Origin of the sequence: Rhodococcus sp. EPR-157, assembly GCF_001647195.1 — a bacterium.
Classification (GTDB): Bacteria; Actinomycetota; Actinomycetes; order Mycobacteriales; family Mycobacteriaceae; genus Rhodococcoides.
In genome coordinates this window covers 17,893-38,192 of the sequence record NZ_LVCV01000400.1, presented here as the reverse complement: position 1 = coordinate 38,192, position 20,300 = coordinate 17,893, and the positions used below count along the sequence as shown (strand labels likewise).

Here is a 20,300-nt window from a genome sequence, read left to right as displayed (position 1 = left end):
GAGCGTCGTCGAAACTCAGGTCGAAGAAGCCACCGACGGCAACAACTGAGGTTGTCTGTCGGTAGCTGCATCTAGTCTTCCCGAGTGGTGAAAGCGAAGACCAACTACCGATGTTCGGCCTGCCAGCACACCGTGGGCAAGTGGGTCGGACGGTGCCCCGAGTGCGGCAGCTGGGGTTCGATGGACGAAGCTCCCGTACTCGTTCCGGTCGCCAACCGCGCCGGGGCCTCGGGGCTCGGCGCCGGCAATACCCGCTCGGCGATGGCGGCGATGATCCCGTCCTCACCTGCCGCCGCGATCACTCAGGTCAGCAGCACCACATCCCAGGCCAACTCCACGGGCATCTCCGAGTTCGACCGTGTCCTCGGCGGCGGACTCGTCCCCGGCTCGGTTGTACTACTTGCCGGCGAACCCGGCGTCGGCAAGTCCACGCTGCTTCTCGAGGTCGTACACCGGTGGGCGCGAACCGGTGAGGACCGACGGGCGCTGTACGTCACCGGCGAGGAATCCGCCGGTCAGGTCCGCCTACGGGCCGACCGCACCGGCGCCGTACACGAACGGGTGTTTCTCGCAGCCGAGTCCGACCTCGCGACGGTGTTCGGCCACGTCGAGCAGGTCAAGCCGAGTCTGCTGATCGTCGACTCCGTGCAGACGATGCTTGCCGCCGACGTCGACGGGGTCATCGGCGGCGTCACCCAAGTGCGTGCCATCACCAGCGCCCTCACCTCGCTCGCCAAGACCACCGGCGTCGCAGTGCTACTGATCGGTCACGTCACCAAGGACGGTGCGGTCGCGGGACCACGATCACTCGAACATCTGGTGGACGTCGTTTTGCACTTCGAAGGCGACAAGCACTCGACACTGCGCATGATCAGAGGCGTCAAGAATCGGTTCGGCGCGTCCGACGAGGTCGGCTGCTTCGAACTGCGAGACACCGGCATCGAGGGCATCACCGACCCGTCGGGCCTGTTCCTGCACCACCGCACCGATGCGGTGCCGGGCACCGCCGTCACCGTCACGATGGACGGCAAACGGCCTCTGCTGGCCGAAGTGCAGGCTCTCGTCGTCGACACCCACATGCCTTCCCCACGTCGCGCGGTCAGTGGGCTCGACGCCGCGCGCGTCGCGATGATTCTCGCCGTGCTCGAACGGCGTTGCGGAATGAAGATCGCCAAGAGCGAGGTGTACGCGGCCACGGTAGGTGGGATGAAGACCAGCGAACCTGCCGCCGATCTGGCACTGGCCGCAGCAGTGGCGTCAGCGGTCACCGACGTGCCCGTTCCCGCGGGCTTCGTGATCCTGGGCGAGGTCGGTCTCGCCGGCGAAGTGCGTCGAGTGTCCGGTCTCGGTCGTCGGCTCGCGGAGGCCGCTCGACTCGGTTTCACGCACGCCGTCACCCCGGAACACGACGACCCGATCCCGCCGGGGATGAAGGTCAAGACCGTCACGAACCTCGGCGACGCTCTGAATTCGGTGCGAACGCGTTCTCGGTGATTCGGCTCCAGTAACCTTTTACTGCGAGGGGCGAATTCCGCAGGCACGCAATCGCGGCTTCCAGCGACTTCGACGCGACGAGGGGATGACCATGGACGACACCACACGCGGCGAGTCCTCCCCCGCACTGCGTGAGACCATCGCCCGACTGGCACCCGGTACAGCCTTGCGAGACGGACTGGAGCGCATCCTGCGGGGCCGCACAGGCGGACTCATCGTTCTCGGATACGACGACGAAGTCGAGGCCATCTGCGACGGCGGATTCGAACTCGACGTCGAATTCGCCCCGACGCGTTTGCGGGAGCTCTCGAAGATGGACGGTGCCGTCGTGCTCTCGACCGACGGCAAGCGCATCGTCCGCTCCAACGTGCAGCTCGTTCCCGATCACAAGATCCCGACCGTGGAGTCGGGCACCCGTCACCGGGCGGCCGAGCGGACCGCGATGCAGACGGGCTACCCGGTCGTCTCGGTGAGCCAGTCGATGAGCATCGTCAGCGTGTATGTCGCCGGGGTCAGGCATGTCGTCGAAGGCTCGGCGACTATTCAATCCAGAGCCAACCAGGCCGTCGCAACGCTCGAACGGTACAAGGCTCGCCTCGACGACAACACCCGTCAACTGTCGGTCGTGGAGATCGAGGACTTCGTGACTCTGCGCGACGCCCTCACCGTCGCACAGCGACTCGAGATGGTACGGCGCGTGTCCGTGGAGATCGAACAGAACGTTCTCGAACTCGGTACCGACGGTAGGCAATTGGCGCTTCAGCTCGAAGAGCTACTCGGCGACAACGACGTCGACCGTCAGCTGGTGGTCCGCGACTACCTCGCCGGCACCGAACCCGCGGGCACGGCCGCAGTGGAGCGGGCGCTCGGCGCGCTGGACAAGCTCACCGACGTCGACCTACTCGACTTGACCACGCTCGCTAGGGCATTCGGCTATCCCGCGACGATCGAAGCACTCGACACTCCCATGAGTCCACGGGGATACCGAGTCCTGACGCGTGTGCCTCGGCTGCAGTTCAGCCAGATTCACCGTCTCGTAGCATCTTTCGGCACTTTGCAGGGACTTTTGGCGGCAACTGCCGCAGACCTGCAGTCCGTCGAAGGCATCGGCGGCCTGTGGGCCCGGCACATCAGAGAAGGTCTGTCCCGACTGGCCGAGTCCTCGATAGCCGGCCCGTTCGACTGACGTCTGTTACGTCGTCATGTTGAACGGCTCCGGTGAACTACGGAGTTCACCGAGCTGAGCGATCACCTTGTACGAGCCTGCGCCGACCGGAATGCGTTCTTCGCCGCAGCCGGGGACGGAATTGGTTCCGGACCACTTGACCGTGAAGCCGGCTTGCTCGCCGGGCTTGAAGGTTCGCAGATCCGACTGTGCGTCGGGGAAGCAGTCGGTGTTGGACCAGATGCGCTGATCCGACAGCGTGTAGACCAGGGCCTGCTGCAGACCGGCACCGACGTCGCGCTGGCATTCGGTGGAGCTGATGTTGGTGATGACGACCGTGAATCCCGGCTCTTCGCCGACTCGATACGTCGCCTTGTCCGGGGTTGCCTTGATCGCCAGGCTCTGGTCCGGGCATTGGTTCGCCGCGACAGGCGCGTCTGCGGCCGGAGCGGCACTGGAATCCGACCCCGCCGATGCGGCGGCGCCACCTGATCCGCCGGAACCACCAGACCCGCCGGACCCACCCGCCGCGCTGGATGCGCCCGATGCCGCGCCCTGTTGCTGCGGGGTGGATGTCGGAGCTGACGTCGTCGGACTTGCCGACGACACGACGCCGGCCGGCTCTGCTTGCTGATTCTCGTCCCCACTGCCGCCGAGTGACGCGATGAACCACACGATCAAACCGAGCACGACGACGGCCGCACCGATGGCGAGCGCACGACGACGCCAATAGATTTCGGGAGGCAAAGGCCCGGTTGGTTCCAACACAGAACAACCGTAGGTGCCAGCGGCTCACGCGTCTGGCAAGCGCATGCGGCGTGTCGCGACTAGAGAAAGAAGTTGATCAGGGCACTTCGCCGATGTTGCCGATGACCTCGCGTAGCCGCGCGCTGCCCTCGGACAATCTGTAGGTCAATCCCACGATCGCGACGTCTCCCGACTCGACCTTGTCGGCGATGATTCGCGAGCGCTGCATCAGCAGATTGCCGGTTTCCTCGACGTGACGCGCCTCGAAGTCGTCGACCGCGACGTACCCGTCCCGGCGCGCGGACAGCACCGAGGGAGTCACTCGCTCCACGACGTCGCGAATGTAGCCGCCTGGGGTGTCGCCGGAGTCGAGCGCGTCGATCGTGGCCTGGACGGCACCGCACTTGTCGTGGCCGAGCACGACGATGAGCGGCGCCCCGAGGACGGCAACTCCGTACTCGATCGAGCCGAGCACGGACGAATCGATGGTGTGGCCCGCCGTGCGAACGACGAACATGTCCCCGAGGCCCTGATCGAAAATGATCTCGGCGGCGACGCGAGAGTCGGCGCAGCCGAACAAGATGGCGCCCGGACTTTGCCCTTCGGCAAGACGGGTGCGGTCCTCGATCCCCTGGCTGGGGTGCAGCGGCTCGCCGGCGACGAAACGCTGGTTACCCTCCTTGAGAGACTTCCATGCTGAGACTGGGTTCGATGCAGGCATGTCTGTCATTGTGCCTGGGCCGTCGGCTACCGGCGAGTCGGGCTATCGGAGAGAGGGTGCGGGAGAGACAGTGCCGATCGATACCAATGCACTCCTCGGGTGGTTCGACACCGAGGAACGTGACCTGCCGTGGCGACGCCCGGGCGTGACCGGATGGCAGATCCTGATGAGCGAGATCATGCTGCAGCAGACACCGGTATCGCGTGTCGCGCCCATCTGGGAGGAATGGGTCGAGCGTTGGCCGGTGCCGTCCACAATGGCCGCGTCATCTCGAGCGGAGGTGCTGCGAGCCTGGGGCAAGCTGGGCTACCCGCGTCGCGCTCTGCGCCTGCACGAGTGCGCTGGAGTACTGGCCGCCGAACACGGCGATCTCGTACCTGCGGACGTCGACACCCTGCTCGGGCTGCCGGGCATCGGCGCATACACCGCGCGCGCCGTCGCCTGTTTCGCGTACGGGCAACGCGTACCCGTCGTCGACACCAACGTTCGGCGCGTCGTCGCCAGAGCTGTCCATGGGTCCGCCGAACCCGGCAACCCGTCGACGACGCGAGATCTCGCCGACGTCGACGGGCTGCTCCCCCGCCCGCGTGCGAAGGCAGCACGCTATTCTGCGGCGTTGATGGAACTGGGTGCGTTGATCTGCACGGCCAAGAATCCGGCATGCCTGTTGTGTCCGCTTCCGGAATGCTCGTGGATCGAGGCTGGTCGACCCGCCCACACGGGGCCGGCGAAGAAGGTCCAGAAGTTTGCGGGCACCGACCGTCAGGTACGCGGAAAGCTGATGTCGGTCCTGCGTGAGAGCCGGGGTCCGGTCGAACGCGCGAAACTCGACGTCGTCTGGCTCACCGATCCGGGACAGCGGGACCGGGCACTCGATTCACTGCTGCTCGACGGCTTGATCGAACAGACCGAGTCGGGACTGTTCGCGTTGGCCGGTGAGGGCGAGAACACCCCCGGCCGTGAATGATCACCGCAGGAAGTCCACCAGAACCTTGTTCACGATCTCGGGACGCTCCAGATAGCCGAAGTGACCGGCGTCGGCGATCTCCTCGTAGCGAGCACCCGGGATCGCCTGCGCCACCTCGCGGCTCAGGTGTACGGGGATCAGTCGGTCGTCCGCGAATCCGACGACGAGCGTCTTGGCGGTGATCTTGCGGTATGCGGTCAGGCGTTCCGACCCCGCCCTCATCTCCAGTCCGATCTGCGCGCGCTTGCCTGCACTGGGCTGGCCACCCGAGAACTCGAGTACCGCCAGCCAATCTCCGATCGCCTGTTCGTCGCGAAGGGTCGCCGGCGAGAAGTTGTTCATCGCAGTGATCGCGGCCCGGTACGACGCCGGCAGCGTGATTCCCGCGTCGTACAACTCCCGTTCTGCTTTCGACCACGCCCTCTGCATCGCCGACGCTCGCCCGTAGGTCGCCATCATGACGGCGTGCGACACCAGATCCGGGCGGGCGAGAGCAAGCTCCTGGGTGACACGAGACCCCATCGATGTCCCGACGACCCGGGCACGCATTCCGCCGAGATGCTCGATGAGGGCGGCGGTGTCCGCAACCAGATCGTCGAGCACCATGCCGTCCGCGCCTTCCGAGGACGGGGAAATTCCACGGTTGTCGAATGTGACCACCTGGAAACCCGCCTTCACGAGTGCGGGCACCTGATGCGCCTTCCACACTCGCCCCGGGCTGCCCGTACCCATCACCAACACGACGAGCGGGCCCGATCCAGCAACCTCGTAGTTGATTTCGATTCCATTGATCTTCGCCACCGACATTCGCGTCATCGTAGTTGGCACAGAAAGCGGGTGACCGTTTCGCGATAGAGCTCGGGCCTCTCGTCGTGGATCAGGTGCGCTGCGCCCGGTACCAGGACATACTGCGACTTGGGGTTTCGCGCGTGCATCTCGGCCATCTGTCCGTCGGGTGTGATGCCGAACTCACCTTCCAGTAACAGGGACGGGACGTCGACGGACTCCCATTCGTTCCAGAAGTGCCGTGTTCCCCACTCCGCGGAGATCGCCTCGAACGTCGACACCGAGCCGTGCAGGTACCAGCAGTCATCTCGCTCGACGAAAGAATCCAGAAAGTACCGCCCCGCGACATCGCCGAAGTAGCTGCGCACGTCGTTCTCGGTCGGGAACGGTTGCGGCCAACGCCTGATCATCGCGGCCCAGTCGTCGGCTGTCCGCCGCCGAAAGTCGGGAGCGATGTCCTCGACGACGAGCGCAGCCACCAGATCCGGCCTGGCAGCGGCCAAACACCACCCGTGCAGCGAGCCCATGGAATGTCCGACGATGATGGCCCGCCCCACTTTCTCGGCGTGCTCGGTCAAGTCCTCGACGAATGCCTCGGTGCGGAGCGACGACGGTGCGCGGCGGCGATGCCCGGGCGCGTCGTAGGTGTAGACGTGGCCGAGTTCACGTAGCCACGGGAGCTGACGCCGCCACGTCTGCGCGCTTCCCATCAGTCCGTGCAGCAGAAGGATCGGATTGCCGTTCCCGCCCTCGTCGTGCAGCACACCCCGATCATAATGACCGGCGGAGTAGCCTCTCGAACATGGCAGTCGTGAAGATCAACGCAATCGAAGTCCCTTCAGGTGCAGGCCCCGAGCTGGAAAAGCGCTTCGCCGCGCGCGCAGGCGCCGTCGAGGGTTCGCCGGGGTTCCTCGGCTTTCAACTCCTGCGGCCGGTGAAGGGCGAAGACCGCTACTTCGTGGTCACGCAGTGGGAGACGGAAGAAGCATTCCAGGAGTGGTCAGCAGGGCCCGCCAAGGCTGCCCACTCGGGTGAACGCGCGAAACCGGTCGCATCGGGTGCATCACTGCTGGAATTCGACGTCGTTCTCGACGTGCCCGCGCGCAGCAAGCCGGAGTGACGCCTCGACTGTTCCGGCCGGCTTCGCTGCAGACCCGACACCGCCGGGGACGTCCGCCGTGCTCGCATACTCCCAGTTCTTCGGCGCCGCAGATGCAGACGTGATATTCGAACGGTTCTCGATGGCGTCGACAAGGGCGTCCAACTCGTCTGCAGGAACCGGCTTTCCGATGTGAAAGCCCTGCGCCCCGTCGCAACCAAGGTTGCGCAACCGCTCGAGAGTTCGTGCGTCCTCCACGCCCTCGGCTACGACCGTCATGCCGAGGCTTCGCGCGAGATCGATCGTGGAGCGGACGATCGACGCGTTCGTCGGCTGACTGTCCATTGCCGTCACGAACGACTTGTCGATCTTGAGCGTCTGGACGGGGAGCGATCGAAGATACGCCAGCGAGCTGTAACCGGTTCCGTAGTCGTCGATCGCGATCGAAACCCCGATGTCTCGTAGTGCGACGAGCGAGTCGACCGAGCGTCTCGGATCGGTCATCGCAGTGGTTTCGGTGACCTCGAATTCGACTGCGGCGGCTGGTAACTCGTGTCGCTGCAGGGCATTGGCCACGTGCTCCACGAGCGCAGAGTCGAGCAAATTCCGAACGGACAGGTTCACCGAGACACAGAACTCGGGGCGGGTGCGCCGCATCGCCCTGCAACACCCGAGCGAGTCCTCGAGCACGTACGCCGTGATGGCGGGCAACAAACCGGTCCGCTCTGCGTCGGGAAGGAACGACGAGGGCGACATGAGTCCCTCGCGCGGATGCTGCCACCGCAGCAGGGCCTCGACACCGGATACCTTGCCCGACACGAGGTCGAGACACGGTTGAAAGAACACTCGCAGTTGCCGCTCACGGAGAGCCGTTTCGAGCTCACCGAGCAGACGCATCTGATCGTGTCGGTCACAGTCCATCGACGGGGTGTAGAGCGAGGAACTCAGGTGCGAGTGTTTGGCGGCGGTCAATGCGACGTGCGCAAACTGCAGCAGGGATTCAGCGTCGACGTTACTCAGCTTCGAGGACTCGACGACCCCCACCGTGGCGTCCAGTGCCACGTTGATGTCGCGAACGAACATGGTCCGACTCACGACGCTGCGGAAGTGATCGCCGAACTCCGTCGGCGAGATCACCATCAGGTCGGCGGCCATCGAAACGACGAACTGGTCACCACCGAGCCGACCCACGACGGAATGACCCTCCGATGCAGCCGACAGCCGCTGACCGATCTCACGGAGCACGCGATCCCCCACCGGGTAGCCGAAGGTCTCGTTGATCTGCGCGAACCGGTCGACGTCGACGATGACCACGACCACGCCACCAGGACCTGCCGAGTCGATGGATTTGTCGAGCAAACCGCCTAGGTGACGACGATTGGCGAGGCCTGTCACAGGATCAGTGATCGACGCGAGGGACAGAGCATCCGACTGCTTGCGCAGCGCAGAGAGGAAACAAGCCATACGAGCGGACACGAGGACGACCGCAACCACCGAAGAGCCGAGAACGAGCCAACCCCACTCGGCGACCGGCACCCCGTTGGCGATCTGGGTCCCCATTACAGCGGGGGGCATGAGTATCGCAATGCTCAAACCCGCAAGGCGGGCGCGATCGACGATGCGATGTGGACTCGACGATGTCTCCTGTACTCGCCACGTCCGCTCGTGCGGACACAGTGCCGCAGATGCCAGCAGCACATATCCGACGAGCCATCCGGCGTTCACCACTGGGACGTCGACGAACCCTAGTCCGTCTATCAGGACGTACAGCACCCATCCCGACAACGAGAACAGGATGAATGCCGCAGAAGTCATTGTGAACGCAGTGGTGCGGGCGCCCTTGATCAGTAGCAGAGTGGCGACCAGCGACAGCAGAAACCCGTCGGCACCCGTATACACGACCACGGGCCAGAACTCGGCGAGGGTCTCGGCGCCGAGAACACTATCGGTACGGTTGCCGACGACGAAGATCCACGCGATCAATCCGAGACCCGTGGCCACGATCAGACCCTCGAGCACATCCTCGATGCCGAATAGCCGTTGCCCGGCGTCGTCTTCGAGCTTCAGAACGCCCACCACGAATACGACGTGGCCGAACAGGTATGCAGCATCGACGACGGACACCGTCGGCACGATCATGTGAGTTGTCATACGAAACCCGATGATCAGATCGCCCAGACTCCATGCCAACACTCCGAGCGCGAGAAACCGCCAGGCGGAACGATTCGCCGTCCGGCGTCTCTGGCCGACGAACGCGTACACCGCGCACGCGAACGAGCACAGAACGTAGACCGCGAGTTGGGGATATCCGTCGGGGGCCGCGAGGTAGGCGGCTACTCCTGCTACGCCCAGCACCAGGAACCTCGACCATCTCATACGAGTCAGTCCTTCCCTGGTCCCCCAACCATCGCTGCGTCGGCTATCGATCCCGAAACATTCCCGCGTTCGCCATTCGACGCCGAATGCCTACCGGATTGGTTTCATAGGCAAGGATCCCAGACGCAACGATCGGACAGCTACACAGGTACACCTTTTTTGCGTCGAACAGCGCTCGAACCGCACTTTCAGCTCATGAAATGCGCACAAAACAGCGCTGCGAAACGCGATGTCGAGTGGCGGACGCGTCCACGCCAAGGCTAATCGGACTGGACTTCGGCAGTCTCGGATCGATGCGAATCTTCCGAGTGATATTGAGCCAGAAGCCTTCTCTCCTCCTCATGCTTGGGAAATGCGAAGAAGACGAGCACCGCTCCGGCGAGTACAACGACAATCGCAGCAGCATAGGATTTTTGGTCACCGTCGAGGAACGCCTGTTTTGCCGCCGCGATGATCTGCTCGCCGTACTGCGGATACCGTTCGGCCAGATCGGCCGCCGACGAGAACGACTTGGTGAGTACCGATTGGGTTTCCTCGCTGACGCTGCCGGCCTGGGGCGACTGCGCTATCTGCGCCGTGAACGACGCCGCGTATCCGGCCGTCAGCAGTGCACCGAGCGTCGACTGCATGATCGCCCCACCCAGATCCCGTTGCAGGTCGGCCGTCCCCGACGCCATTCCCGCACGATCGACCGGCACAGCCCCGGTCAACGAGCGGGACGCCGGAGTCCCAGCGAATCCGATACCGATCCCGAGCAGGGCGTAACTGACCGCAACCACCCAGTACGACACATCCTCCTTCCACGTCAGCCACGCCATGACGAGGCCTGCGACGATGAAGACATAGCCGAACAACAGTGTGAATCTCGAGCCGCGAGATTCGACGAGCTTCGCCGACTGCGGCGCGACGATGACCATCGCGACGGCAGCAGGAAGCGTCGACGCTCCCGCGGCAAGCGTCGAGTATTCGAGTACGTTCTGTAAGAACTGCTGGCCGACGAAGATGACGCCCATCAGCGAACCGAACACGATGATCCCGGCAAGTGCAGCGACCCAGAACGTGCGACGCCGTGCAATGCGCAGGTCGTAGAGCGGGAATTTCGCCCGAGATTGCCTGAATACGAAAACCGCACCCGCGGCGAGCGCGATCGCGCCGAGCCCTATCGCGAGCGTGCCCATACCGTCGACCGGCGCAAAATTGATGCTGAGCACAAGAGCTGCGATGAAGACCACCGACACCATGCCGCCGAGGTTGTCGACGGGATCGGTGGTCTCGTTGACGTGCGAGGGAATGAACATCGCAGCGAGGATCAGCGCGAGGAGAGCCAGCGGCAGAGTGACGACGAATACCGAACCCCAGTGAAATTTCTCGAGTAGAGCACCGGACAGCAGTGGCCCTAGCGCGGACAGTGCGCCACCGAGCGCCGACCACAGCGCGATCGCCTTCGTCCGCGGCGGGCCGGACCACAGTGCAGTGATCAGCGCGAGCGTAGTCGGATACGCGAGGCCCGCCGACAGCCCGCCGAGCAACCGAGCACCGAACAGCACCTCGAAGTTCGGCGCGAAACCAGCGATGATGCAGGCGGGGATCGACAGCGCCATCCCCAGCACCAGCAACATCTTCCGGCCGTACCGATCGCCGAGTGCACCCAGGTACAGCACGGACGCCGCGAGGCCCAGCGAATACGCGACCGCAATGAGGTTCAGCTGAGTCTGGCTGGCGTCGAAGTCCCGTCCGATCTCCGGCAGCGCAACATTCGCTACCGCCAGATTGAGGTTCGCCACCGCGGCTACGAGGATGAGTACGAACAACACCAGCCCTGCGCGGGCGGGGACAGAGCCCTTCTCGACGGTAGTCACGGCATCAGTCAAGCGCACTGTCGCGGGGTGTGCCTCACCTGCGGAGTGCGAAGTATCCGGCGCGGGTTCGGGGAGCCAGCTCCCGTCCGCTTGAATGAACCCCCGAAGCTATCTGACCGTATGAATGGACCATTCAAGCGATGCGGCGGTCCGCCCCGCGTCCGCTTGAATGAACCCCCGAAGCTATCTGACCGTATGAATGGACCATTCAAGCGATGCGAAGTGGGCGGGACCGATGCGGGTGGGCCGGGGCGATGCGGCGGGCCCGGCACACTGCAAAGCGGGCCGCACCCCGTACAGGAGTGCGACCCGCTTCGCTGGAACTACAGCTGCTTACTCGCCGTCGTCGCCTGCGGCCTTGGCCAAGTCGACGGGCAGCTCGTCGGGAACGACGATTGCCTTCTTCTCGCCGCGGAACGTGAACTTGGCGTCCTCGCCCTGGCCTTCGCCGTCCCAGTTCTCGACGTCGACCAGGATGATCTGCCCGGCCTCGATCTCGCCGAAGAGGATCTTCTCCGACAGCTGATCCTCGATCTCGCGCTGGATGGTGCGACGCAGTGGCCGCGCACCCAGGACGGGGTCGAACCCGCGCTTGGCGAGCAAGGACTTCGCCTTCTCGGTGACCTCGAGGGCCATGTCCTTGTTCTTGAGCGCACCTTCGACTCGGTTGAGCATGAGATCGACCATCTGAATGATCTCGTCTTTGGTGAGCTGGTGGAACACGACGATGTCGTCGATACGGTTGAGGAACTCCGGGCGGAAGTGCTTCTTCAGCTCGTCGTTGACCTTGAGCTTCATCCGCTCGTAGTTGGACCCGGTGCCTTCACCCGAGGAGAAGCCGAGGCCGACTGCCTTCGAGATGTCCGAGGTACCGAGGTTCGAGGTGAAGATCAGCACGGTGTTCTTGAAGTCGACCGTGCGTCCCTGACCGTCGGTGAGACGACCGTCTTCGAGCACCTGCAGGAGCGTGTTGTAGACCTCCTGGTGTGCCTTCTCGATCTCGTCGAACAGCACGACGGAGAACGGCTTGCGACGAACTTTCTCGGTGAGCTGTCCGCCCTCTTCGTAGCCGACGTATCCGGGAGGAGCGCCGAAGAGCCGCGACGCGGTGAACCGGTCGTGGAATTCGCCCATGTCGATCTGGATGAGCGCATCGTCCTCGCCGAACAGGAAGTTCGCAAGCGCCTTGGACAGCTCCGTCTTACCGACGCCGGACGGGCCGGCGAAGATGAACGACCCGGACGGACGCTTCGGATCCTTCAGACCCGCACGCGTACGACGGATGGCCTTGGACACTGCCTTGACTGCCTCGACCTGGCCGATGATCCGCTTGTGCAGCTCGTCTTCCATGCGGAGCAGACGGGTGGTCTCCTCCTCGGTGAGCTTGAAGACGGGGATACCGGTCCAGTTTCCGAGGACCTCGGCGATCTGCTCGTCGTCGACCTCGGCGATGACGTCGAGGTCACCGCTGCGCCACTGCTTTTCGCGCTCGGCGCGCTGCTGAACGAGCTGCTTTTCCTTGTCACGCAGGTTCGCGGCCTTCTCGAAGTCCTGCGCGTCGATCGCAGACTCTTTCTCGCGGCGAGCGTCGGCGATCTTGTCGTCGAATTCACGCAGGTCTGGCGGCGCGGTCATCCGTCGGATGCGCATTCGCGCACCTGCTTCGTCGATAAGGTCGATGGCCTTGTCCGGCAAGAACCGATCGTTGATGTAACGGTCGGCGAGAGTTGCCGCCGCCACGAGAGCACCGTCGGTGATCGACACGCGGTGGTGAGCCTCGTAGCGATCGCGCAGACCCTTGAGGATCTCGATGGTGTGCTCGACGGTCGGCTCGCCGACCTGGACGGGCTGGAAACGACGCTCGAGTGCCGCATCCTTCTCGATGTACTTGCGGTACTCGTCGAGCGTGGTCGCACCGATGGTTTGCAGCTCACCACGAGCCAACTTCGGCTTGAGGATCGAGGCCGCGTCGATAGCGCCCTCGGCCGCGCCGGCACCCACGAGCGTGTGCAGCTCGTCGATGAACAGGATGATGTCGCCGCGGGTGTTGATCTCCTTGAGAACCTTCTTCAGGCGCTCTTCGAAGTCACCGCGGTAGCGGCTGCCCGCGACCAGGGATCCGAGGTCGAGGGTGTAGAGCTGCTTGTCCTTGAGTGTCTCGGGGACCTCGCCGTTGACGATGGCCTGCGCGAGACCCTCGACGACTGCGGTCTTACCGACACCGGGCTCGCCGATGAGGACAGGGTTGTTCTTGGTGCGGCGGCTCAGGACCTGCATGACGCGCTCGATTTCCTTTGCGCGGCCGATGACCGGGTCGAGCTTGCCTTCGAGTGCGGCCTGGGTCAGGTTGCGTCCGAACTGGTCGAGCACGAGCGACGTGGACGGCGTTCCCGCCTCGCCGCGGCTGCTGCCGGATTCCGACGGTTCCTTGCCCTGGTATCCGGACAGCAACTGGATGACCTGCTGGCGCACCCGGTTGAGGTCGGCTCCGAGCTTGACCAGAACCTGAGCCGCGACGCCTTCGCCTTCGCGAATCAGACCCAGCAGAATGTGCTCGGTTCCGATGTAGTTGTGGCCGAGCTGCAGCGCTTCACGCAAGCTGAGCTCGAGTACTTTCTTGGCGCGCGGGGTGAACGGGATATGACCGGACGGAGCCTGCTGACCCTGGCCGATGATCTCTTCGACCTGGCTGCGGACTCCTTCAAGGGAGATACCCAACGACTCCAGAGACTTGGCTGCGACGCCTTCACCCTCGTGGATGAGGCCAAGCAGAATGTGCTCCGTGCCGATGTAGTTGTGGTTGAGCATCCGGGCTTCTTCCTGAGCCAGGACTACAACACGCCGCGCGCGATCGGTGAACCTCTCGAACATCGCTCTCCCTCACTTCTTGGTGGGTGGTAGCACTTCCCACCAGGTCTTCTAGCACCACAGTATCCAGTAATACGGGTCGCTCGGCACTGAAGGTCTAACGCCAACGCTGTTGCGTCCGCGTCTCCACCTTTACTGTAGTTGGCCGGTGGTTCACTTGCCGACCCTCGGCCCCCCTTTGCGAGGACGGTTCTCGTCGACGCCGGGTAGTCAAGTGCCTGCTTACAGGTGATAACGCGGGCAGATGCGAATTCGTTTCCAATTTTCTGTCCGCTGCTGGCGAACAACTCCTCGAGCCGGACAGACCGCCGGTCAGCCCTGCGGCTTGACGATCGGGAACAGAATCGTTTCGCGAATGCCGAGTCCGGTCAACGCCATGAGCAGGCGGTCGATTCCCATTCCGGTTCCGGTGGTGGGCGGCATGCCCTGTTCCATCGCCGCGAGGAAGTCCTCGTCGAGCACCATTGCCTCGTCGTCGCCTGCCGCGGCCTGACGTGCCTGATCCTCGAACCGTTCGCGCTGGATGACTGGATCGACCAACTCCGAGTAGCCGGTCGCCAGCTCGAATCCGCGGACGTACAGGTCCCACTTCTCGGTCACGCCAGGTGTGCTGCGGTGCTGACGCGTCAGCGGGGAGGTCTCGACGGGGAAATCTCGGACGAACGTCGGTGCGAACAGGTCGTCGCCGATCTGGTGTTCCCACAGTTCCTCGACGAGCTTGCCGTGCCCGTAGATGGGCTTGCCGTCCTTACGCGGAATCTCCAGTCCGACCTTCTCCGCCAGCTCGAGGAGTTCGTCGACGCCGGTCTCCGGGGTCACGGTGACACCGATGGCGTCCGACAGCGACGGGTACATTTCGAGCGTCGTCCACTCGCCGCTCAGGTCGTAGGTGGTGCCGTCGGGAAGCAGGACGACCTGGGTACCGAGGGCGGCCTGCGCGACTTCCTGGACCAGCTCGCGCGTCATCCTTGCCGAGTCGTCGTACGTGCCGTAGGCCTCGTAGGTCTCGAGCATCGCGAATTCCGGTGAGTGCGACGAGTCGGCGCCCTCGTTGCGGAAGTTCCGGTTGATTTCGAAGACCTTCTCGATGCCGCCGACGACGCAGCGCTTGAGGAACAGCTCCGGTGCTATGCGCAGGAACAAGTCGGTGTCCAACGCGTTGGAGTGCGTCATGAACGGCCGAGCCGCGGCACCGCCGTGCAGTGTCTGCAGCATCGGAGTCTCGACCTCGAGGAATCCGCGACGCTCCAGTGCGTTACGCAGTTCACGGACGACGGCGATGCGCTTGCGGGCGACCTCGCGAGCTTCCGGACGCGTGATGAGGTCCAGGTAGCGCTGCCGGATCCGCGTCTCTTCGTTCAGTTCCTTGTGTGCGACGGGGAGTGGACGCAACGCCTTGGACGCGATCTGCCACGAGTCCGCCATCACGCTGAGCTCGCCGCGGCGACTGGCGATGACCTCGCCGTGCACGAACACGAAGTCACCGAGGTCTACGTCGGACTTCCACGCTGCGAGTGCATCTTCGCCGACGCCTGCGAGGCTGATCATCGCCTGGAGCTGTGTGCCGTCGCCTTCCTGAAGCGTCGCGAAGCACAGCTTTCCGGTATTGCGGACGAAGATGACTCGGCCCGCGACACCGACGAGCTGACCCGTCGACGTATCGGCCTCGAGAGCGGGAAAGAGGTCACGGATCTCGCGGAGCGAATGCGTACGCGCGACCGAGACGGGATAGGGCTCCTGGCCCTGTTCGAGCAGCCGGTCCCGCTTGGCACGACGAATCCGTAGCTGTTCCGGAGTGTCGTCGATCGTCGGGGCAGCTGCGTCAGTCACAGACGCACACTTTATCTGCCACGTCCGTCAAACCAGAATCGCTACCGCTCGGCAAACCAGAATCGCTACCGCTGGGCCCAGGTGATCTCAGTGCGCCGAGATCGCCTCGGCCTCACGCACGCAATGCGCGGCCTGAGTCAGCACACCGAGCAGGCCGGCAGACTTGAGCGCCTTGTATCCGCCGACCAGATCGGTGGACTTGTGCAACCCGAGTTCCTGCAGCGACGCCGCCGCGAGGCTGGAGGTGTATCCCTCGGAGCAGATGACGATCCATTCGATGTCGTGATCGACTGCCGCAACCAGGCGCGCGTCCGAAGTCGGATCGAGCCGCCACTCGAGGACGTTGCGCTCGATCGCCAACGCGCCCGGCAGCGTTCCTTCGACGGCTCGCTGCGCCTGCGGTCGGATGTCGACGACGATCGCCCCGCGGGCGACGGCGTCTCGCAACTCGAAGACCGTGATGCGGTCGATCTTGGCGCGTGCTTCTTCCAGCATCCGGGCGATGGTCATTTCGAAGGCCCTTCGGGTTCGTCGGTCAGCTCGGTGCGGGTTCTTCGAAGCGAGGAACTGTCCGTCACTTCGTAGTACGACATCGCCGTCAGTGGCGGTGAATAGGCGTGCACGCTCAACGTCGGCTCCAGCGCGTCAGGCGCCGAGATGTCGGGTGCGGGGGCCCGCATCACATCATGGACCCACCCCAGCGGGAACGACGCCTGATCCCCGGCGTCGAGACGACGACGCTTGAGCTCTGCACCCGCCCAACGATTTTCGACGAGAGATCCGCTCAGGACCGTCAGTGCACCGAGCGACCCGGCGTGGTCGTGCAGTTCGGTCGAACGGTCTACGACCCAGCTGATGAGCCAGACGTCGACGTCGTCGTCGGTGTGCAGCCGGGTTGCCCAGCGTTCCTCGGTGGGCCAGATCCCACCGTCGGGAAGGAGGTGGTCGAACCGGCCTTCGAGAACCTCCGAGGCGCCCTGGTCGGTGATGCGCAGCAGGTCATGTGGCCGTAACCGGGTCGGCAGCGTGAGCCGCGGCGACGAGGCGGATCTCGATGAGCCAGCTCTGGCGGACGCAGATCTGAAGGAAGCGGGTCTGGACGAGACGGGTCCAGAAAATACAGGTGTGGACAACACAGGGACTACTCCAGGGTCGGTAATTGAACGAGGCAGCGGTCAGCCTCGACAACACTCCTGGGGTCCCATGCACGTCAACACGCTGAAGATTCTTGCACAGGCGCGCTCCGAGCGCTAGCGCACGCGCCTTTTGGCGAGATTGCGCTCGAAGACCAACCGCAGTCCCTCGAGCGTCAGGTCCGGTTCGTGATGCTCGATCGCCGAGCTCTCGGCCATGATCAGCGGTGCACTGTCGCCGGTTCCGATGACCGCGACGTCATTGCCCGCGAACTCTGGCAGTTCACGTCTGACTCGCCCGACGAGACCGTCCACCAGGCCCGCGAACCCGAAGACTGCGCCTGCCTGCATGCATTCGACCGTGTTCTTTCCGACTACCGATCGCGGACGTATCAGCTCGACTTCACGCAACGCCGCCGATCTCGACGCCATTGCCGCCGTCGAAATTTCGAGGCCGGGCGCGATCGCGCCACCGAGGAACTCACCTTTCGCCGATACGACGTCCACACAGGTCGTAGTCCCGAAATCGACTACTATGCATGCACTTTCGTATAGATCGTGCGCCGCAAGGGTGTTCACGATCCGATCCGCACCGACCTCTTTGGGATTGTCCACGAGCAGCGGGACACCCGTTCGCACACCGGGTTCCACGACGACGTGGGGAACATGCTCCCAATACCGACCGAGCATCGTCCGCGTCTCACGCAGCACCGACGGCACCGTGGATAGCGCCGACACTCCGGTGATCTGATCGACTTCGGCACCGATGAGTCCACGCAACATGAGCGCCAGTTCATCGGCGGTGACCCGAGGATCGGTTCGCATTCGCCAGTCACGCAACAACTTCGCATGATCGCCACTACCACTGAACAGCCCGAGTGTCGTCGACGTGTTGCGAATGTCGACCGCGAGAAGCATCGCTACACCAGCACGGAGTCGGCACGCAACGTGCGAGGGGTGATCAGGCCGGACCCCTCCGGCGCATGCGCTGGGTCGCTACCCAATTCGACCGGACGGTTCTTCTCGTCGACGAACACGACCCGCGGCGCGTAGTCCTTGCATTCCTGCTCGTCCATCACGCCATAGGCGATCAGAATGACCAGATCACCCGGGTTGACCAGATGTGCTGCTGCACCGTTGATTCCGATGACGCCGCTGCCACGCTCACCGGTGATCACGTAGGTTTCCAGACGGGCACCGTTGTCGATGTCGACGATGGTCACCTGCTCTCCTTCGAGCAGATCGGCGGCCTCCATCAGATCCTGGTCGACGGTCACCGATCCCACGTAGTGCAGGTCGGCATGAGTCACCGTTGCCCGATGGATCTTCGACTTCATCATCGTGCGGAACATATTCTCTCCTGAACACTCGAAACGTATGGACTGGTCGATCTCGTCATTCCGCAAGCTCCATGCCTGCCAAGAAGCCGGTGCCCACGGCGACCCCCACGTTGTCGATCAATCGTGTGGTTCCGACCTTGGCCGCCACGAGCAGTCGACCGTCGCCATATTCGGGAGCAGGGCCGAGATCCACCCCTCGAAGCTCGAGATAGTCGACCTTCACCTCGGCCACAGCATCGAGAACCCCACGCGCTGTGGCCAGGATGGCCGACGCTCCCCCGGCCGCCGCATGTGCACCGGCCACGAGAGCAGCAGACAGGACCACAGCAGCATTCCGCTGGTCCGCGTCGAGGAAACGATTGCGCGAGGACAACGCCAGCCCGTCCTGCTCCCGAACGGTCGGAACACCGAAGATCTTGACGTCGAAGTTCAAGTCCCGCACCATCTGCCGGATTAGCGTCAGTTGCTGGTAGTCCTTTTCGCCGAAGTAGGCGGCGTGGGGTGCAGCGATTTGCAGCAGTTTCGCGACGACGGTCAGCATTCCTTCGAAATGCGTCGGCCGGCTCGCACCTTCGAGCTCGCTGCCGAGCGGACCAGGAAGGACAGTCGTCCGCGGACCCGATGGATACATGTCGGCAGCCGAGGGCGCGAAGACAAGCTCGACTCCCTCCGCACGCAGCAGTTCCACGTCCGCGTCGAGCGTCCGCGGGTACGCATCCAGGTCTTCACCGGCACCGAACTGCAGCGGGTTGACGAAGATCGACACGATGACCACCGCACCCGTCCGCTTTGCCTGGCGCACGAGATGGATGTGTCCGGCATGCAACGCCCCCATGGTCGGCACCAAGGACACCGTCTTCCCCACGGCCCGAAGAGCTTTCGACACCGAGTTCACCACCACAGGGTCGTGGTGGACGGTCGTTTCACCCGCCTTGAAGCTACCTGCCAGCGTCATCGATCACCTTTCAGAAAGTCGAGAAGTTCGGCCGAGGCTCCGACCCGTTGTGCCGACCGAAGAGACAACGCCCGGTAACCGGCCGCGATTCGAGGATCCACCGCACCCAACACGTCGAGGTGAGTGCGCACGGCGTCCAGGTCGCCACGCGCAACCGGACCGGTCAGCGCCGACTGCCCGCGCTGCAGAGCGTTCTCCAGAGCCGCAGTCACCAGTGGAGCCAGAACTCGTTGCGCGACTTCTGTTTCACGGCCGGTCCGCGGGCTACGCTCCCACTCTGGATCGGTGTCCATACCCGGGAATCCAGGTCCGTCGAGTGCCACCTGCAGAGCGTCGACTGCATCGGCGATCAGAGTGACGAGATGATTCGATCCGTGTGCAAGGGCTGCGTGATAGAGCGCACGGTTCGCTTCTGCTACGTGGACCGGTTCCCCGCCCAGTTCCAGCACGATCGCTTGGGCGACGGCGTATCCGATCTCGTCAGCCGCGGTGATTCCGAAACACGCGTGGGCCAGTCTATCGGTGTCCTCGGGGTGCCCGGTGAAAGTCATCGCAGGGTGGATGGCGAGCGGGATCGCCCCGAGAGCCGCCAGTGGCTCGAGCACGCCTATTCCGTTGGCGCCGGAAGTATGTACGACGAGCTTGCCCGGTGCGATGACCCCCGTCGCTGCCAGCCCGGCGGCGAGAGATGCGAGCTCGGTGTCCGGAACAGCGAGCACGAGCAGTTCGGCGCGGGTGGCGACTTCGTCGATCGGCAGGATCTGCGAGTCGGGAAGCCGCGTCCGCGCGCGGCGCAACGAAGCCTCCGATACCGCTGCACAACCGACCACCAGGTGCCCGACGCGCTCGAGAGCCTCGCCGAGGGCTGTACCCACACGTCCGGCAGAGACGATTCCTACCGTCAAACGCGCGGGTGCCGGGTCAGCAGTGAGCTCAGGTGAGGTCACTGAAAAATCCTCT

General features: G+C 64.0%; 18 protein-coding genes. 4 read left to right on the top strand and 14 right to left on the bottom strand.

Annotation, left to right across the window (positions count from 1 at the left end; genetic code table 11):
• The first annotated feature begins 84 nt into the window (after positions 1-84).
• Both radA and disA read left to right on the top strand, forming a co-directional pair.
• Positions 85-1,494 (top strand): DNA repair protein RadA, encoded by a 1,410-nt coding sequence (gene radA / locus A2J03_RS18585; protein ID WP_068376793.1) that lies wholly within the window; start codon positions 85-87, stop codon positions 1,492-1,494.
• A gap of 91 nt (positions 1,495-1,585) precedes the next feature.
• Positions 1,586-2,680: a DNA integrity scanning diadenylate cyclase DisA gene (disA, locus tag A2J03_RS18580; RefSeq protein WP_068376830.1), complete on the top strand. Its 1,095-nt coding sequence runs from the start codon at positions 1,586-1,588 to the stop codon at positions 2,678-2,680.
• Positions 2,681-2,686: 6 nt separating this feature from the next.
• Here the strand turns inward: disA and A2J03_RS18575 are convergent, their stop codons facing one another.
• Both A2J03_RS18575 and A2J03_RS18570 read right to left on the bottom strand, forming a co-directional pair.
• The gene (locus A2J03_RS18575) at positions 2,687-3,427 is read right to left on the bottom strand and encodes a hypothetical protein (protein ID WP_068376790.1); all 741 of its coding nucleotides are present in this window, start codon (positions 3,425-3,427) and stop codon (positions 2,687-2,689) included.
• Between the two features lie 76 nt (positions 3,428-3,503).
• Positions 3,504-4,127: a carbonic anhydrase gene (locus A2J03_RS18570; protein ID WP_068376827.1), complete on the bottom strand. Its 624-nt coding sequence runs from the start codon at positions 4,125-4,127 to the stop codon at positions 3,504-3,506.
• A 70-nt stretch (positions 4,128-4,197) separates the two neighbouring features.
• Between A2J03_RS18570 and A2J03_RS18565 the strand changes: the two genes are divergently transcribed.
• Entirely contained in the window at positions 4,198-5,094 is an 897-nt protein-coding gene (locus tag A2J03_RS18565) for an A/G-specific adenine glycosylase (protein ID WP_068376825.1), read from the top strand.
• Here the strand turns inward: A2J03_RS18565 and A2J03_RS18560 are convergent, their stop codons facing one another.
• Together A2J03_RS18560 and A2J03_RS18555 are read right to left on the bottom strand one after the other, a co-directional pair.
• Positions 5,095-5,901 carry an alpha/beta fold hydrolase gene (locus tag A2J03_RS18560; RefSeq protein ID WP_068376787.1) on the bottom strand — a complete coding sequence of 269 codons (807 nt, stop codon included), beginning with the start codon at positions 5,899-5,901 and terminating at the stop codon, positions 5,095-5,097.
• A gap of 5 nt (positions 5,902-5,906) precedes the next feature.
• Positions 5,907-6,644 (bottom strand): alpha/beta fold hydrolase, encoded by a 738-nt coding sequence (locus tag A2J03_RS18555; RefSeq protein ID WP_068376784.1) that lies wholly within the window; start codon positions 6,642-6,644, stop codon positions 5,907-5,909.
• 38 nt (positions 6,645-6,682) lie between these two features.
• Here A2J03_RS18555 and A2J03_RS18550 point away from each other — a divergent pair, with 38 nt between their 5' ends.
• A complete protein-coding gene (locus tag A2J03_RS18550) occupies positions 6,683-7,000 on the top strand; it encodes an antibiotic biosynthesis monooxygenase family protein (RefSeq protein WP_068376782.1) in 318 nt (105 codons plus the stop codon).
• Here the strand turns inward: A2J03_RS18550 and A2J03_RS18545 are convergent.
• The 10 genes from A2J03_RS18545 to A2J03_RS18500 form a co-directional block, all read right to left on the bottom strand.
• Positions 6,944-9,355, bottom strand: a complete 2,412-nt coding sequence (locus tag A2J03_RS18545) for a putative bifunctional diguanylate cyclase/phosphodiesterase (RefSeq protein WP_156520452.1) — start codon at positions 9,353-9,355, stop codon at positions 6,944-6,946. The two genes, A2J03_RS18550 and A2J03_RS18545, sit on opposite strands and share 57 nt — an antisense overlap.
• 260 nt (positions 9,356-9,615) lie before the next feature.
• Complete coding sequence (locus tag A2J03_RS18540) at positions 9,616-11,214, bottom strand: MFS transporter (RefSeq protein ID WP_068376822.1); 1,599 nt, start codon at positions 11,212-11,214, stop codon at positions 9,616-9,618.
• A 333-nt stretch (positions 11,215-11,547) separates the two neighbouring features.
• Positions 11,548-14,085 (bottom strand): ATP-dependent Clp protease ATP-binding subunit, encoded by a 2,538-nt coding sequence (locus A2J03_RS18535; RefSeq protein WP_068376777.1) that lies wholly within the window; start codon positions 14,083-14,085, stop codon positions 11,548-11,550.
• 309 nt (positions 14,086-14,394) lie between these two features.
• Complete coding sequence (lysS, locus tag A2J03_RS18530; RefSeq protein WP_068376775.1) at positions 14,395-15,912, bottom strand: lysine--tRNA ligase; 1,518 nt, start codon at positions 15,910-15,912, stop codon at positions 14,395-14,397.
• 87 nt (positions 15,913-15,999) lie between these two features.
• Entirely contained in the window at positions 16,000-16,422 is a 423-nt protein-coding gene (locus A2J03_RS18525; protein WP_068376772.1) for a rhodanese-like domain-containing protein, read from the bottom strand.
• On the bottom strand, positions 16,419-16,937 hold the full coding sequence (locus tag A2J03_RS18520) for a cysteine dioxygenase (RefSeq protein WP_068376818.1): 519 nt from the start codon (positions 16,935-16,937) through the stop codon (positions 16,419-16,421). The genes A2J03_RS18525 and A2J03_RS18520 overlap by 4 nt, the downstream gene beginning before the upstream one ends.
• A 225-nt stretch (positions 16,938-17,162) precedes the next feature.
• Entirely contained in the window at positions 17,163-17,963 is an 801-nt protein-coding gene (locus A2J03_RS18515; RefSeq protein ID WP_068376768.1) for a type III pantothenate kinase, read from the bottom strand.
• A gap of 2 nt (positions 17,964-17,965) precedes the next feature.
• On the bottom strand, positions 17,966-18,397 hold the full coding sequence (gene panD, locus A2J03_RS18510) for an aspartate 1-decarboxylase (protein WP_068376765.1): 432 nt from the start codon (positions 18,395-18,397) through the stop codon (positions 17,966-17,968).
• A 43-nt stretch (positions 18,398-18,440) separates the two neighbouring features.
• Complete coding sequence (gene panC, locus A2J03_RS18505; protein WP_068376762.1) at positions 18,441-19,340, bottom strand: pantoate--beta-alanine ligase; 900 nt, start codon at positions 19,338-19,340, stop codon at positions 18,441-18,443.
• Entirely contained in the window at positions 19,337-20,287 is a 951-nt protein-coding gene (locus A2J03_RS18500; protein ID WP_068376759.1) for a Rossmann-like and DUF2520 domain-containing protein, read from the bottom strand. The genes panC and A2J03_RS18500 overlap by 4 nt, the downstream gene beginning before the upstream one ends.
• Between the last annotated feature and the right edge of the window lie 13 nt (positions 20,288-20,300).

Excerpts from the sequence above, each read along its gene's own strand:
- A2J03_RS18525 (WP_068376772.1), bottom strand. The coding sequence starts at position 16,422 with ATGACCATCGCCCGGATGCTGGAAGAAGCACGCGCCAAGATCGACCGC.
- A2J03_RS18560 (WP_068376787.1), bottom strand. The coding sequence starts at position 5,901 with ATGTCGGTGGCGAAGATCAATGGAATCGAAATCAACTACGAGGTTGCT.
- A2J03_RS18515 (WP_068376768.1), bottom strand. The coding sequence starts at position 17,963 with ATGCTTCTCGCGGTCGACATTCGCAACACGTCGACGACACTCGGGCTG.
- panD (WP_068376765.1), bottom strand. The coding sequence starts at position 18,397 with ATGTTCCGCACGATGATGAAGTCGAAGATCCATCGGGCAACGGTGACT.
- A2J03_RS18550 (WP_068376782.1), top strand. The coding sequence starts at position 6,683 with ATGGCAGTCGTGAAGATCAACGCAATCGAAGTCCCTTCAGGTGCAGGC.
- disA (WP_068376830.1), top strand. The coding sequence starts at position 1,586 with ATGGACGACACCACACGCGGCGAGTCCTCCCCCGCACTGCGTGAGACC.
- A2J03_RS18570 (WP_068376827.1), bottom strand. The coding sequence starts at position 4,127 with ATGCCTGCATCGAACCCAGTCTCAGCATGGAAGTCTCTCAAGGAGGGT.
- A2J03_RS18545 (WP_156520452.1), bottom strand. The coding sequence starts at position 9,355 with ATGAGATGGTCGAGGTTCCTGGTGCTGGGCGTAGCAGGAGTAGCCGCC.
- A2J03_RS18535 (WP_068376777.1), bottom strand. The coding sequence starts at position 14,085 with ATGTTCGAGAGGTTCACCGATCGCGCGCGGCGTGTTGTAGTCCTGGCT.
- panC (WP_068376762.1), bottom strand. The coding sequence starts at position 19,340 with ATGACGCTGGCAGGTAGCTTCAAGGCGGGTGAAACGACCGTCCACCAC.